General features: G+C 52.1%; 14 protein-coding genes. 7 read left to right on the top strand and 7 right to left on the bottom strand.

Features of this window, described 5'->3' with window-relative positions:
• Positions 1 to 2: 2 nt before the first annotated feature.
• Positions 3 to 1538 (bottom strand): phytoene desaturase family protein, encoded by a 1536-nt coding sequence (locus A1332_RS04680; protein ID WP_064007394.1) that lies wholly within the window; start codon positions 1536 to 1538, stop codon positions 3 to 5.
• A gap of 304 nt (positions 1539 to 1842) precedes the next feature.
• Between A1332_RS04680 and A1332_RS04685 the strand changes: the two genes are divergently transcribed.
• On the top strand, positions 1843 to 2688 hold the full coding sequence (locus tag A1332_RS04685) for a PA4780 family RIO1-like protein kinase (RefSeq protein ID WP_064007395.1): 846 nt from the start codon (positions 1843 to 1845) through the stop codon (positions 2686 to 2688).
• An 81-nt stretch (positions 2689 to 2769) separates the two neighbouring features.
• Here the strand turns inward: A1332_RS04685 and A1332_RS25220 are convergent, their stop codons facing one another.
• The 4 genes from A1332_RS25220 to ppgK form a co-directional block, all read right to left on the bottom strand.
• Positions 2770 to 2940 carry a hypothetical protein gene (locus A1332_RS25220; protein ID WP_157203939.1) on the bottom strand — a complete coding sequence of 57 codons (171 nt, stop codon included), beginning with the start codon at positions 2938 to 2940 and terminating at the stop codon, positions 2770 to 2772.
• A 161-nt stretch (positions 2941 to 3101) separates the two neighbouring features.
• Positions 3102 to 5459, bottom strand: coding sequence for a xanthine dehydrogenase family protein molybdopterin-binding subunit (locus A1332_RS04690; RefSeq protein WP_064007396.1), 2358 nt, complete (start codon positions 5457 to 5459; stop codon positions 3102 to 3104).
• Positions 5456 to 5923, bottom strand: coding sequence for a (2Fe-2S)-binding protein (locus A1332_RS04695; RefSeq protein WP_064007482.1), 468 nt, complete (start codon positions 5921 to 5923; stop codon positions 5456 to 5458). Before A1332_RS04695 ends, A1332_RS04690 begins: the two co-directional genes overlap by 4 nt.
• A gap of 539 nt (positions 5924 to 6462) precedes the next feature.
• Positions 6463 to 7206 (bottom strand): polyphosphate--glucose phosphotransferase, encoded by a 744-nt coding sequence (ppgK, locus tag A1332_RS04700; protein WP_064007397.1) that lies wholly within the window; start codon positions 7204 to 7206, stop codon positions 6463 to 6465.
• A 1233-nt stretch (positions 7207 to 8439) separates the two neighbouring features.
• On the opposite strand from ppgK, the gene A1332_RS04705 reads away from it, so the two are divergent.
• The 4 genes from A1332_RS04705 to A1332_RS04720 all read left to right on the top strand — a co-directional run bounded on the left by A1332_RS04705 (position 8440) and on the right by A1332_RS04720 (position 11193).
• Positions 8440 to 8856, top strand: a complete 417-nt coding sequence (locus A1332_RS04705; protein WP_064007398.1) for a thiol-disulfide oxidoreductase DCC family protein — start codon at positions 8440 to 8442, stop codon at positions 8854 to 8856.
• The gene (locus A1332_RS04710; protein ID WP_064007399.1) at positions 8853 to 9470 is read left to right on the top strand and encodes an SOUL family heme-binding protein; all 618 of its coding nucleotides are present in this window, start codon (positions 8853 to 8855) and stop codon (positions 9468 to 9470) included. Before A1332_RS04705 ends, A1332_RS04710 begins: the two co-directional genes overlap by 4 nt.
• Before the next feature lie 9 nt (positions 9471 to 9479).
• Positions 9480 to 9845 carry a sirohydrochlorin chelatase gene (locus A1332_RS04715; RefSeq protein ID WP_064007400.1) on the top strand — a complete coding sequence of 122 codons (366 nt, stop codon included), beginning with the start codon at positions 9480 to 9482 and terminating at the stop codon, positions 9843 to 9845.
• A 208-nt stretch (positions 9846 to 10053) separates the two neighbouring features.
• Positions 10054 to 11193, top strand: a complete 1140-nt coding sequence (locus tag A1332_RS04720) for a DEAD/DEAH box helicase (RefSeq protein WP_064007401.1) — start codon at positions 10054 to 10056, stop codon at positions 11191 to 11193.
• A 432-nt stretch (positions 11194 to 11625) separates the two neighbouring features.
• On the opposite strand, the gene A1332_RS04725 is transcribed toward A1332_RS04720, so the two are convergent.
• Together A1332_RS04725 and A1332_RS04730 are read right to left on the bottom strand one after the other, a co-directional pair.
• Positions 11626 to 12399, bottom strand: a complete 774-nt coding sequence (locus tag A1332_RS04725) for a hypothetical protein (RefSeq protein ID WP_064007402.1) — start codon at positions 12397 to 12399, stop codon at positions 11626 to 11628.
• 123 nt (positions 12400 to 12522) lie between these two features.
• Positions 12523 to 13698 carry a DUF1624 domain-containing protein gene (locus tag A1332_RS04730; protein ID WP_064007483.1) on the bottom strand — a complete coding sequence of 392 codons (1176 nt, stop codon included), beginning with the start codon at positions 13696 to 13698 and terminating at the stop codon, positions 12523 to 12525.
• Between the two features lie 79 nt (positions 13699 to 13777).
• Here A1332_RS04730 and A1332_RS04735 point away from each other — a divergent pair, with 79 nt between their 5' ends.
• Both A1332_RS04735 and A1332_RS04740 read left to right on the top strand, forming a co-directional pair.
• Positions 13778 to 14026: a Rho-binding antiterminator gene (locus A1332_RS04735; RefSeq protein ID WP_064007403.1), complete on the top strand. Its 249-nt coding sequence runs from the start codon at positions 13778 to 13780 to the stop codon at positions 14024 to 14026.
• Positions 14027 to 14088: 62 nt separating this feature from the next.
• A complete protein-coding gene (locus tag A1332_RS04740; RefSeq protein WP_064007404.1) occupies positions 14089 to 14763 on the top strand; it encodes a transaldolase family protein in 675 nt (224 codons plus the stop codon).
• Positions 14764 to 15029: the final 266 nt, after the last annotated feature.

The raw sequence follows: 15029 nt of genomic DNA on the forward strand, positions 1-15029 counted from the left end.
GTTTAGGCCTTGGCTTTCTTCAACCAGGCGCTTTGCTGGATTTCATGGAAATTCACCCGGTGTTTGCGGGAAATTAGATTCGAGGAAATCCGCGCCGACTCATAAATCGTGGGTAAGCCGCTCCCCGGATGGGTACCACCGCCTACCAAATAGCAGTTATCCAACTCTTCGAAACGATTGTGCGGTCGCCAATACAGCATCTGGCTAAACTTGTGCGACAGACTAAAGGTTGCGCCTTTGTAGACGTGCTCGTCGCTTTCCCAGGTGCCGGGGGTGATGATTTTTTCGCATTCGATATGTTCACGAATGTCGGTTAAACCCAGACGCGCTCCCAGGGTATCCAGCACTTGTTCGCGCACATCGGCGCAATGGGCTTGCCAATCGACACCGCTGTCGTTATTGGGCATCGGCACCAACACATACAAAGCCGATTTGCCTGCCGGAGCCAAACTGGCATCGGTGACCGAAGCGTTTTGCACGTAAAACGAGAAATCCTCGGTCAAGGTTTTATTGCTAAATATATTGCTGATATTGGTACGGTAGTCCTTAGCAAACACGATAGTGTGATGCGGCAAATCGTATTGCTTGTCCAAGCCCAGATAGAGCATAAAGGTCGAGCACGAATATTCGCGCTTTTCCAGCTGTTGATGATCGTATTTACGCAAGGTGCCCGGTTCCAGCAGATGAGTCATGGCATGCGCAAAATCGGCATTGACGATAACCTCGTCACCGCGCACTTCCTCGCCGTTTTGCAATTTCACGCCTTTCGCTACCCCATCCTCGACAATCAAAGACGCAATCTCGGCATTTAAATGAATCTCGCCGCCGGACTCGGTCACCACCTGCGCCATCGCCGAGGCAATGCGATTCAAACCGCCCGCCACATGGTAAATGCCGTATTCGTGTTCCAGATAAGGCAACATGGTAAACAACGCCGGACATTCCCAGGGCGACATGCCCAGATACTTCGATTGAAAACAAAATGCCAAGCGCATTTTTTCCTTATCGAAATACTGGCCCAAGTTTTTGAAGACACTTTTCGGAAATGCCAACCAAGGCAAGGCCTTGATCAAATCCAGCGAGAAAAACGAGGCCATCGTGGAGTAATCTCGCGTGATGCAAGGGTACAAACGGTTGAAACGGCTGCGCTCGTTATCCATGAAACGCTCATAGCCGGCGCTACCTTCGTCGAATACCCGCTCCAGTTCGGCGCGCATATTTTCCCGGTCCGAGTAGACATTGATCTCGCGGTCGTCGTACAGCAATCGGTACATGGGACTCAGCGGCATGAACTGCATGTAGTCCTCACTGCGCCGGCCGCATAATTCAAACATTTCATCCAGCACGCCTTTCATCAGCAAAAAGGTCGGACCGGTATCAAACGTAAAACCATCCATGGTGATGGCCCGATTACGGCCACCAACATTAGGATGTTTATCGAAAATGGAGACTTTAAAGCCGCGATGGCTCAATAACATGCCGGCGCATAAGCCGCCCGGACCGGCGCCGACGATGATGATGTGTTTGGAATTGGCCATGTCTGATTGTAAATCGGTTATTGCCGAAGCATTTTATTTAAAACCGGCTAATGTACCAGCAAAACGGCAAAAGTGAGCCACTTGGCAGTTTCGAACCGAAATAAGGCCAAGCAGACCGGGTTAAATTTGCGTCAACATGCTCATCATAAAGACGTGAACCCTATCTGATTTAAACCATTCGCTGCTGCCAGACGGCTATCTATTTCTACTGTTTAAAGCTGGAAAGCCCGTTTCCGGTGGCTCGGCGCCATCAATTTGTCGAAGTATTGAGCTAAACTCAAGCCAGCACGGCATAATAACTCTCATGAAAACACCGAAAAGACTCGAACCTTTAATCGATAGCGGCCTGGTCGACGAAGTCATTGGCTCATTGAAAAGCGGCAAGGAAGCAGCCGTTTATGTAGTGCGTTGCGGCGCCGAAATCTGCTGCGCCAAAGTTTACAAAGACGCAGACCAGCGCAGCTTCAAGCAAAGCGTTCTGTACCAGGAAGGCCGCAAAGTCCGCAACAGCCGCCGCGCTCGCGCGATGGAAAAAGGCAGCAGCTATGGTCGTAAAGAGCAGGAATCGGCTTGGCAAAACGCCGAAGTGACCGCCTTATACCGTCTGGCCGACGCCGGCGTCCGAGTACCGAAACCCTATAACTTTATCGACGGCGTGCTGCTGATGGAACTGGTCGCCGATGCGGACGGCCACCCGGCACCCCGGCTCAACGATCTGGAAATGCCGGCAGAATTGGCGCGCCAATACCATGCGTTTCTGATCGGCCAGATCGTGCGTATGCTCTGCGACGGTCTGGTACATGGCGATTTATCCGAATACAACGTGCTGGTCGGCAGCGATGGGCCGGTGATTATCGATTTACCACAAGCCGTCGATGCCGCCGGCAATAACAACGCCCGCGCGATGCTGGAACGGGACGTTGCCAATATGGCCGCCTATTTCGGCCAGTTCGCGCCGGAGTTATTGAAGACTAACTTTGGTAAGGAAATGTGGAAGCTTTATCAAAGCGGCGATTTGCATCCTGAAACCAACCTGACCGGCCATTTCGAGGACAACGCTAAACCGGCCGATTTGCGCAGCGTCATCCGCGAGATAGACGCAGCGCGGGAAGAAAACGAGGCCAAGCAGCGTTTTTTACAGACTCCCTAATTCGCTGCCTCCAACACATTGCACACAAGAAAAAGCCGGTGTTACCCGGCTTTTTCTTACTGCTTGGAACCGCTAACGCTATCAGGCATAGGTATCGATTTTGCTGCCTTTTCTTGCATCATTATCGCCATCTGCATCTTTCACAACAGCTTGCACTGGCGGCGTTGCTGTTTGCTGATTGGCTGCGGGCTGTTTCGGTTGATTGGTTATGGGGAAATACGGCGTTGAACCCACTCCCGATACGGATGACATGGTTTATCTCCTCTGGATTGAATAGTACCCGCCATGTTTCGGCTGGCATCCGGTTATCGACCGGTTTTGCCAAAGCTTTAAACGGCGGACTTAAGCTTTCACGATCCGGAAAAAACCGGGGACGGCAAGCCAATTTAGCTGGCCGCCATCCAGAAAAGTCCTCAATCCTTCAAAAGCTGATCCCGTATCGGTAATTGCCGTATGCGCTGACCGGTGGCCGCGAAAATCGCATTGCATAGCGCCGGCGCAGTCGGCGGCACGCCCGGTTCGCCAACACCGCCCAAAGGAGTATCGAATTCGGCGGACGGCAGCAAATGCACTTTAATTTCGCGCGGCGCATCGTCGATGCGCGTGAGCTGGTACGCGTGAAAATTGTCCTGTTGGACCGCACCGTTTTTAAAGCTGATTTCGCCCAGCGTCGCCAAACTGACACCCATGATGCAAGCGCCTTCGATCTGCGAGCGAATCCGCTCGGGGTTGACTTGCGGACCGCAATCGACAGCCACATCGACTCTAGGGATGCTCAATTTACCCGCGTCATCGACCGCGACCTCCACAACGATAGCCACATAAGTCACGAAGCTGTAATGCGCGGCCAGCCCCAAACCTTGGCCCTTGGCTAGCTGACGGCCCCAACCGGCTTCGCGGGTCACCGTTTCGATCACCCGGCGTAAACGGCCGGTATCGACCGGGTAAAGCACAGGCGATTCGCCCTGGTTCCAGGTATCGCTCAAACTAGCCGGGTCGATGCGCCGCGCCGGACCGATGATGTCCAACAGAAAATCCCGATGATCGCGTCCCGCCGCCGCCGCCAGTTCAGCCACAAAAGACTGCACGGCAAAGGCATGGGGAATATTGGACACCGAGCGAAACCAGCCGATACGGGTATGCGCCGCAGCCGGCGGGTTTTCAATGCGGAGATTATCGATTGCGAACGGCACGTTGATCACGCCCATCCCCAATTCCACCGGCATCTGTTGCTTGCTGTCCGGCCCGAATGTGGAGGAAATGCTCGGCGCCGCCGTTCGATGCAGCCAGGCTACCGGCTTGCCCTGCGCATCCAAACCCGCTTCCAGCCGCTCCAAGGATACGGTATGAAAATAGGAATGGTGTAAATCGTCCTCGCGGGTCCAGGTCAGTTTCACCGGTTTGCCTTGCATCGCCTGCGACAACAAGGCCGCTTCGATAACATAATCGGGTTTGGATTTACGCCCGAAACCGCCGCCCAATAAAGTTACGTTGACCGTCACTTTATCTTCCGGCAGTTTCAGCCATTTGGCGACTTTATCCCGCGTCAATTGCGGCGCCTGGGTACAGGTCCAAATTTCGCAATGTCCCTTGACGATGCGAGCCGTCGCCGCCGGCGGTTCCATCGGCGCCTGGGCCAGATGCGGCAAATAATATTCCGCCTCCAGGCGTTTGGCCGCGCCTTGCAATGCGGCATCGACATCGCCTTGTTGGCGCACCACTTTACCCGGCTGGCGGACAGCGGCTTCCAGTTCGGCTTTGTAGGCTAGCGAATCGTAGCTGGCGTGAATGCCGTTGTCCCATTCGATTTTCAAGGCGTTGCGGCCCTGAATCGCCGCCCAGGTGTTGATGGCAATCACCGCAACACCACCCAACGGGTTGAATTCCGCGGGTAGCGGACTGCTGGGCAGTTCAACGATCTTTACGACACCCGGCACTTTGAGAGCGGCGCTGGCATCAAATTTTAACAGCTTGCCACCCAACACCGGAGGCCGCGCCACCACGGCATAAAGCAAGCCCTTCAACTGCGTATCGATGCCATACATGGCGCGTCCGGTCACAATATCCCGGCCATCGTAGACGCCTTGCCGGCCTTTGCCGATGTAGCGAAATTCCGTCGAACTCTTCAAACGCAACGTATCTCGGTCTGGCACCGGCAGTTTTGCCGCCGCTTTGGCTAATTCGCCGTAGCCTAAGGTTTTGCCGCTGGGCACGTGCAGTACTTGGTGTTGCTCGGCGCGCACTTCCGTTACCGGCACGCGCCAGCGCGCGGCGGCGGCGGCTTCCAGCATTTGTCTGGCAGCCGCGCCGGCCCGGCGCATAGGCATAAAAAAGTGGCGCATGCTGCGCGAGCCGTCGGTGTCTTGATTGCCGAAGCGTTTTTCGTCGCCGGGCGCTTGCACGACACGCACCCTGGACCAATCGGCTTCCAGTTCATCGGCTACCACCATCGGCAAGCTGGTACGCACGCCCTGCCCCATCTCGGAACGGTGACAGATGATGCTTACCGCGCCATCGGCGGCAATGGCCACAAATACCAGGGGATTATCCACCCAGCCGTGCGGCATCGCATCAGCACCGAACTTGCCGGCCGCGGCCGGCTCGGCAGTTTCATCCGCTCTCAGCAGCGTAGGCAGGCCCACGGCCAACACAAAGCCGCTCAACGCGAACTGTTTGATAAAAGTCCGGCGGCTGACATTGTCGATCACATAAGCGTCGTCGGCATTGCTCTGATCGGTATTTGCTTGCAGAAATTCGGCTGAGTTTCTCATGATTGCCCCTCCGGCAAACCGGCGGCCTGCTTGATCGCGGCGCGAATCCGCGGATAAGTGCCGCAGCGGCACAGATTGCCGCTCATGGCTTTATCAATCTCGGCGTCGCTGGGTTGTGGATGCTGTTTCAGCAGTGCGGTAGCTGCCATGACTTGTCCGGCCTGACAGTAGCCGCATTGCGGTACTCCCAGATTCAGCCAGGCGTCCTGGACCTTTTTACCGGTCTGATCCTGCTCTATAGCTTCGATAGTGACAATTTTTTTGCCGACCACAGCCGAAATAGGCGTGACGCAGGCACGGGTCGGCTCGCCGTCGATATGCACCGTGCAGGCACCGCATAGTGCCATGCCGCAACCGTACTTGGTACCGGTCAAACCCAGTTGGTCGCGCAGCGCCCAAAGCAGTGGCGTGTCAGCCGGCAGATTTATCTTGCGGCTTTTACCGTTGATATTAAGCGTCGTCATGAGTTTTCTCGCTTCAGTCGGCAGTTGATAACGGCGCCGGCACATTCATCAACCACATCGGCGCGATAGTTCTCGGCATGGTACACGGGCGGGATTGGGCAGTAAAGGCGCTTGGCCTCGAAACAAGCTGAAGCACTGGTGGCTAGTAGCTTTAGTTGTTTGGGATATTGATGAAGACCAGGAATGATACTGATGACGGGCCTCTAGCTATCTCCCGACCTAGAAGCTTGCGTCACCAGCACCACCCATGATTTGCGCTAATCACCTGCTGGTTGCCATGCAACAAGGCAGAATAATCAACTTTTACAGCATACGGAAAATATGAGGTTACCGACTATCTTGTCTGATTGCTCTCACGGAAAAAATTGAATTTTTCACCACCGGCAACCTCATGCAATAGAGGTTACCGCGGGTAATTAGATAGTCAAGTCTGCTTGAAAACAGAATTTTTATCGAGGATGGAAATATCTACAGCTATTTGAAAAAGTCCTTGTTTTGCTGTTTCTGCTCACAAGGTTTACTGACTCAAGTGCCATCGATCAGACAACTTTGGATTTGGCATATAGCGCCGCGCCGACAATACCCGCCTGGTTTAAAAACGCCGCCGGCTTAACCGGGGTTTTTATGGCTATTTGCTCTTTAAATTTATCGAATTTTTTACTCGCACCGCCGCCCAAAATGATCAGATCGGGCCAGAACAGTTTTTCCATCGTATTCAAATAGATATTGAAGCGATTACCCCAAGATTTCCAACCCAAATCTTGCAGCTTTCGGGCGGCGTCGGATGCGAAGCGCTCGGCCTCCAGACCATTTTCCAGATACACATGCCCTAGTTCTGTATTGGGTAGCAAGTTGCCGTCGGTAAACAGCGCGGTTCCCAAACCGGTGCCGATGGTAATTAACAAGACCACGCCGGCTTGACCGGCGCCCTCGCCAAAATGCATTTCCGCGATACCGGCGGCATCGGCATCGTTTAGGTTGTGGCACTCGCAGTTGGTGGCTTCGGAAAACAATTTATCGATATTGGTGCCGATAAAAGCCTTGGATATATTCGCCGCTGTGCGCACCACGCCCTGTTGAATCGCCGCTGGAAAACCGCAACCGACGGGTCCAGTCCAGCCCAAATGCAAGACTAATTGCGCCAGAACCGCTGCTACCGCCTCCGGTGTTGCAGGCTGCGGCGTATCGATTCTATGCCGTTCCGAAACCAGTTCGCCCGTCAAGGTATCGACAATCGCACCTTTAATACCTGAACCGCCAATATCCACACCAAGAATTTGCATAACATGTCCTGAAAGTTTGCCACGGAGACTGAACATTCTAGGCGAAGAGCGACTAAGGGCTCAGAAAAAATTTCCGGCAAAGTGATCGACAAACGGTTATTGCGGCTATCGATTTTCGGTGCTGACAACTTGATCAATCAAGTAACCGTGGTCAATTTTTAGCCAATTTGACAGCGCCTCCGTAAATACAGCGACTTGCACTTACTTTTATCAGCATACCAACAAGCTTATCCACAGTTTTTGTGGAAAACCGCGTTCATCCACAACGTCACTAACATGCGAAAACTGTTGCCAACGCAAATGTAGGCTTCTGTGCCCGGATTTCTGTTATAAATGGCGCACAACAATAAAGATAACCAGGAGTACAAAATGATTACAGTGACAATTTACCTTCTAACCATGGCTTTTGCCGGCTACGCCATTTACCGCGTGCGGTGCAAATAGACTTTCGATGTAAATAAAAAAAGCCTCTACCGAATACAACGATAGAGGCTATAGAGTGTGCAGCGCCGGAGTCACTGCTTAACAACGAGGGAGGTCACACATAAAACTTAAAGCACTAGCGGGTCCAACAAAATCGAAGTACTACAAATGGACGCAGCACCGAACAAAAGCGTAGATATCAAAAACTCACCCACCGAAAAGTTCAAAATACCGGTAGCAAACTGAATACCGGCACTACTGTCTTTCCTAAAACTACCTGGAGCGTTCATCTGTTCCGCCTTGACCGTTTGCAGTCGATTTAAAGGACGACTTCACTATAATCCCCTGTCGAAAATTTACAATTAGCCATTTACGTTATTCATAATTCCTTTATGGTAAACAATAAAACAGGAACTATTGCCGGGATAGCCTGTTCATAACTCTTTAAACGAAAACGCCAATTCGCCATTGCCGCTTCGAAAGCGAGAATGTGACGAGATCACACTACCGTTTTTTAGCATTCGCCCCCTTGCTTACGCCGCATCTGCTGGTACATTGCAAAGTGCTAAGTTTGTTGATTACTGACACACGTTCCGTCCTCAGAGGGGTGCTCCATAGCCCACAATCCCCTTCGATGCGAGTATCTCGCCATCTGCGAGGCCCGCGCATCGCGAGGGGACTTTTTTTGCAAGAAAGCGATACAAGAACTGTGAACTTAGAACACAAACTAATACAGACTTGCATGACTATGAATCAAGGTGCCAGTCGCAGCATTTCAAGCACGCTAGCGCCATTTCCCAGAATAGTTCGATGAACAGCAAACACGAATTCACTCTGCTTTACGATGGCCGCTGCCCCATTTGCCGGAAGGAAGTGGCGTGGTTGCGCTCGCGAAACCAGCAAAACAAACTGGGTTTGCAAGATATTCATGCCGAGGATTTCAACCCGGCTCACTATGACAAATCGCTGGACGAATTGATGGCGGAAATCCATGGCGTATGCGCTGATGGCCGGCTGATCAAGGGGATGCCGGTATTTTACGCTGCATACAGCGCTGTCGGATTAGGATGGCTGATGGCTCCTACCCGCTGGCCGCTGCTAAGACCGCTATTCGATAGCCTCTATGCCTGGTTTGCCCGGCACCGTTTGGGGCTCGGCGCCTTGTTCGGCGCCAAAGCCTGTCAAGATGCACGTTGCAGCATTCGCTCCGAACATGGAAAAACATGAAAAACCCTTTTGCAGCGTTGCTCAGCGTAATTTTAACTGGATGCACGGTAATGGGCATTAGAAGCAGCGCCGAACCGCAATATCAGTTGCTCTCCGAACAGGGAGACCTGCAAATCAGGCAGTATCCGCCCTTGTTGATCGCCGAAACCGTCATCGACGAGGATTACGCGCAAGCCGGCAATATCGGTTTCAACCGCTTAGCGGGCTATATTTTTGGTGGCAATCAGCAAAAGCAGCGGATGGCTATGACCGCCCCAGTATTTCGCGAAAATGCCGGCGAACAAATTGCGATGACCGCGCCTGTGTTGCAGCAGGCAGTCGATAACAAATGGACGATGGCTTTCGTGATGCCGGCAGGCTACAGTCTCGAAACATTACCGACTCCAATCGACCCCCAAGTGACCATCAAAGCCTTATCCGCGAAAAAAGTCGCGGTGCTGCGCTATTCCGGCAGTCTGAACCTGGAAAAAATTAACGAAAAAAGCCAGCTATTGATGGCCTGGCTCGAACAACAACAGCTCACACCCCTATCTGCCCCGCGTTCGGCGGCATACGATCCGCCTTGGACTTTACCAGCCTTGCGCCGCAACGAAATACATATCGACATCGAATAAGGCACGCCGGTGACACATTTGTTAGTGGTGGCGCACGGCAGCCGTCGGGAGCATTCCAACCTTGAGATTCGCGAGCTGATAGAAAAACTGCGGCTGATGACTACTCGCTTCGCGGCAATAGACTGTGCTTTTCTGGAGATCGCCGAACCGACTATCGAGCAAGGCTTACGCCAACAAATAGCCCAGGGCGCGCGGCAGATAATCGTGATGCCTTATTTCCTGTCAGCGGGACGCCACGTCAGCATCGATATTCCCGAACAAGTACAAAGGATTCGCGACACACATCCGCAAATCGACATACGTATTGCCAACCATTTAGGCGCCGCGGAAAAAATCGGCGGCATAGTACTCGATCTGGCCAGTTTGGCTATTTGAACACGGCTTTTGCGCATCAATTTCACTGCCGCGAGCAGCCGTTCAATCAGGCTAGCGCCGGTTTCCTAACCTTAAACCAATAACCGTGATAGACTGCCCGCTGAAAGTTCATCTTCAATATGTAATTCCATTAGTCCCCGGGCGGACATCGCGACAGCAGTACTGCCGAACACAGATTTCTCCCCTTATTTTCCCCATTGAGACCTTAATGCCATTTTCCAATCTCGGTTTATCCGAGGCTTTAATAAAAGCTATTGCCGATTCCGGCTACACCACCCCTACCCCCATTCAAAGTAAAGCCATACCCGCCGTATTAACCGGCCGCGATTTACTCGCCGCCGCGCAAACCGGCACCGGCAAAACCGCCGGCTTTACTTTACCGATCCTACACCGCTTGGCGCAAACCGACCATGGCCGCAATCGGCCCGTGCGCGCACTGATCCTGACGCCTACCCGCGAACTGGCCGCGCAAGTTGCCGAATCCGTTGCCAAATACGGCGCGCATCAGCAACCACGCTTAAAATCCGAAGTCGTATTCGGCGGCGTAAAAATCAATCCGCAAATGATGCGTTTGCGCGGCGGCGTGGACATTCTGACCGCAACGCCGGGGCGTCTGCTGGATTTGGTCAGTCAAAACGCAGTAAAACTGGATAAAGTAGAAATGTTGGTGCTGGACGAAGCTGACCGCATGTTGGACATGGGCTTTATCAAAGACATTCGCAAAATCCTGGCCATGCTGCCGAAAAAGCGCCAAAACCTGTTGTTTTCGGCGACTTTTTCCGCCGATATTCGCAAGTTAACCGGCGATTTGCTAGTTAATCCGGTCAAAATTGAAGTGGCCGTCGAAAATGCCGCCGCCGACCTGATTGATCAACGGGTTTATACGGTCAGCAAAACCGCTAAAACCGCCTTGTTGACCCACTTGGTGAAAACCAAAGACTGGCAACAAGTACTGGTGTTTACCAGTACCAAGCACGGCGCGAACAAACTCACCGAAAAACTGAACATCGCCAATATCAAGGCTGCCGCGATTCACGGCAACAAAAGCCAGGGCGCTAGAACCAGCGCATTGGCCGGCTTCAAAGCCGGTGAGATTCGCGTGTTGGTAGCCACTGACGTGGCAGCTCGGGGCATCGATATTGCCCAATTGCCGCATGTGGTTAATTTCGAATTGCCACGCTCGTCCGCCGATTATGTACACCGCATCGGTAGAACCGGTCGGGCCGGGCAAAACGGTCAGGCGGTTTCGCTGGTATCGCAAGACGAATATCAAGCCTTGCGCTTAGTTGAAAAACTAATCGGCCTGCAAATACCCCGCGAGCAAGTAGACGGCTTCGCGGCCGCTTAAGTTACGTCAATCCACGCTCACCGAACAGTTACATTGGTGAACGAAACCTAGGACACCTCGCCGTTCCGTCAGTCACTTTATCGACTAACGGAACGGCGAGGCACAGTTGGACTGTATTTCATCGCAGTAAAATCTTACGCGCTCTTGCTTGTCGGCTTTTCGCTGGTAGATTCTTCCTCGCAGTGTATTAGTTTCAATATTTCCTAGTTAATGCTCCCGCAGACTCGATTAAAGCAATAGAGCGCATCGTTGCTGAGTCGGCGGGAGCATCTTTTATCCCTAATCAATGCACCACAGAGGTTTATTATGCCATTCGCTCACCAACCACCACCGCCTCGTCCAGGCTGGAACTATCAAAGCTATTTTTTAACTCAGTTGAATAAACAAAAGCAGACCAAGGAAACTACACCTGCTTAATGGTTGTTTAAAATTTTACCGCGTACGGGTCACAGCCATTTGACCGCTCGAAAACTTGCCGCGAAAACTTAAGGCAAAATTTGCAACGCTATTGCCGCCAAGCAAGTCGCCGATGACGCTATCTCTGGCTGTAAAGAAAGAGACTGTTGAACCAAAGTCAAAATATATCTGCCCTATGCTGGTCGCCATTTTGACTTCGCCTTTTTTGGAATAAGACCACCAATTTGCCAGAAACTCGCTGGCAATGGTCGGCTCGGTTACGGCCCCATGTAAAAACCATGTAATAGTGCCGGGACCGTCGGGAGAAACCGCGGCGTAAAACTCGTTTGTTGCGCTTGTCGGCGTCACTTCATAGGTCAAATTGCCATCCCATTGTGCAGGTACGCCTTGTTTGCGTAAACCGTTGACCAAAGCAGGCACATTGCTGGCATAGGTGAGGGTGTAATTATTGATTGCAGTATTGGGATCGGTTCCGGTACCGTCCGGCGAATACAGCATGATGCCAAGGTGGGCCACCGTGCCGGCTTGGGCTGGGCGATTATTCACCGCCACACCTTGGCAATGGGCAATGCGCACCACCAATTTTGCCCCGGCGTCATCCACGACCAATTGATATTGGCTAGGCACCAAAGCCCGAGCTTTACTCTCAGGGACCGGTGTAACCCCGACAAACTCGGTGCAATCGGTAAAAGCAACGTTAATCCCCCTAGCCTCCCGCTCGTCAGCCTGCACTTGCAAAGCTGCTGTTGTCAGCAAAGTAGGAATAATCCAGCCGATAGTGCATTTCATACAACCTCCAAAAGGGATTAATTGCGACAGTAAAGTCGCTTGCAAACTATTGCATTCACATCAAAAAGTAAAGCTGCCGCCACTGGTTGCGCGCCGGCTTCCAAGGAAAACACTCCATACGATTTACAGGTATTTGAGCCAGCGCCAATGCGGCTTGCGAGCTTTTAAGGTTTCAAAGCCCTGGCAGATGGGAAACAGCGTTAGCACCATAAACAGCCAAATGCTATAAACCACCGGCAAACCATAGCCGTAGTCTTGCGGTAATTCCGGCGACCAAATACCGCCGCCGATTATTGCGGCCACCGGTCCGTCGGTAATGGCAACCATCAATACTGCCAGACCATGAATCAGGTACAAGTGCAGCAGATAAAAGAACAGCGGGGTCCTGCCGAATACTTGCAAAAAACCGAAGCGTTCCGCCGCCTTGCCCTCGGCCAGCGCCAAGACCAGCAGCGCCGGTCCCAAGGTCATTAACAGATACAACAAGGACGGCGGATATTTATGACAGTTGATAAAGGATAATACGGTAAATACCGGGTCCGGATAGCTTTGCCATGGCTTGGGATCTCCGTAAACGTTACTGAAACGCAAAGCCAAAAACATCCCTAACAGCGTTAGACCGAAAGTAAAAAGCCGGCGCGGCATGCGCCAGACGTTGTTAGTCAATACTTTTCCAAAACCGAAGCCAACCGCCATCACGCCTATCCACGGAATCAGCGGGTAGTAGGGATTAAGTAACCAACCGTCGCCGAATGCCACGTCATCACCCGTATGCAGTATTGCCCACCAAGGACCAAAACCACCCAAGTCGGCAGGCTTGAGTGCATCGAAGGCGTTATGCCCCGCTATCATCGTCGCACCCAGCGCCACACACCAACCCAGCGGTAACTTCACCAGCCCGGCCAGCGCGATCATCGACCAGGCAATTGCCCATAACACGCCGCCATCAATGTGCCGTAGATCGGCGCGAAAATTCCATGCGTAGGCTTCCACTGTGCACGTCAAAACCAGCAGCAACAGACCACGCTCCAGCAAAAACCGGCTCAACGGCGCATCCGCTCCCCGGCGACTCTGCCACAGATAGGCGCTGGTGCCGGCCAAAAACACAAACACCGGAGCGCAGAAATGCGTGATCCAGCGGGTCAGAAACAAGGCCACTGAAGTCTTATCCAGATTGGTCGGGCTGAAATGACTGTCGCTGAAAAAATCGCGGGTATGATCCAGTGTCATCAACACCATGACCAGGCCGCGCAAGATGTCGATAGACGCCAAGCGTCTTGAAGATGAATCGCTATCCAAAGTAATTTGCCCCACATGATTGGCAATCAGAAACGCCGAGGGTAAGATCGATCAGCAAAAAACTCAAGGGGAGATAGCCATGAGCGAATGCCGTATCGCTTGCGATTTGCACGACTATATCGAAATTGCCTGTCTTTACGGCTATCAGGTTAGATTGACCTTAAAGGACAAAAAAATCGTCGAGGGCCGGGCACTGAATATCGTGACCGAAGAAAAGCGCGAAATTCTGTTGTTGGACCAAAACCCCAATGGGAAAATCGCGCTGGATCAACTGGCAAAACTGCAAGTACTGACCCCAAACGCGCGCTTTACCGAGGTAATTTTCTAAAGCCATCTAACAGCACTGGTTATACTGGTCGCCTTTATCAGCAAAATCACAATCCTGGTTCCATGTTAGAAATATATTTAGACAGCGCCGACATTGCCGGCATCAAAAATCTTTGCCCAGCTTTGCCCTTGGCGGGCGTTACCACCAATCCGTCGATTATGGCGGCTAGCGGTATCGGACTACAGGAACTGTTAACGGCGCTGACAGACATCATCGGCCCGCAAGCGCGGTTTCATGTGCAAGTGGTTAATAACTCGGTTGACGGAATCATCGCGGAAGCGCGCAAACTCCAGGAATTGCCGTTCGACATTATCGTCAAAATACCCGCGCATACCACAGGCTTAACTGCTATCAAACAGCTGAAGAAGAATAATATCCCGCTATTGGCTACAGCAATTTACAATGTCCAGCAAGGAATGCTTGCGGCGTTGCATGGTGCGGACTACCTGGCTCCGTATCTCAACCGCATCGACAATCAAGGCTTTGACGGCATTGCTGTAGTCGCCGATCTGCAAGCCTTGATCGACCGCTACCAATTGCCCGGCAAACTTTTGGTTGCCAGCTTCAAAAACGTTAATCAGGTATTACAAGTACTAAAACTAGGCGTTGGCGCCGTAACCTTGCCGCTGGATATTGCCCAGCAAATCTTGACTACTCCAGCCACCGACGCAGCCGTTGAGAAATTCAGTCATGACTGGCAGACAGTATTTGCCGATAAATTGTCTTTTGAAACTTAAAGCAGATATAGATTTTGAGGAGAATAAACCGGCGCTATTGAACTTGAATGGCCGCCCAACTCATCCGATTGGCCATTGTTTAAGGTTGGGCAGTTACAGTCGCCGGAGAAATGACATACTCTGTAATTAACTCCAGAAACTCAACAGATAAAGCCTTGCCAAGCTTTCCGCGTCAATTGTTGTCATAACAGGGTACAATTAGACTAATATTATATTGATTGGCTTGGCGGTCTGTCTTAACCGTGGAGCATACGATAAACTTCAAA

This window comes from Methylomonas methanica, assembly GCF_001644035.1.
In the GTDB taxonomy this organism is placed as follows: Bacteria; Pseudomonadota; Gammaproteobacteria; order Methylococcales; family Methylomonadaceae; genus Methylomonas; species Methylomonas methanica_A.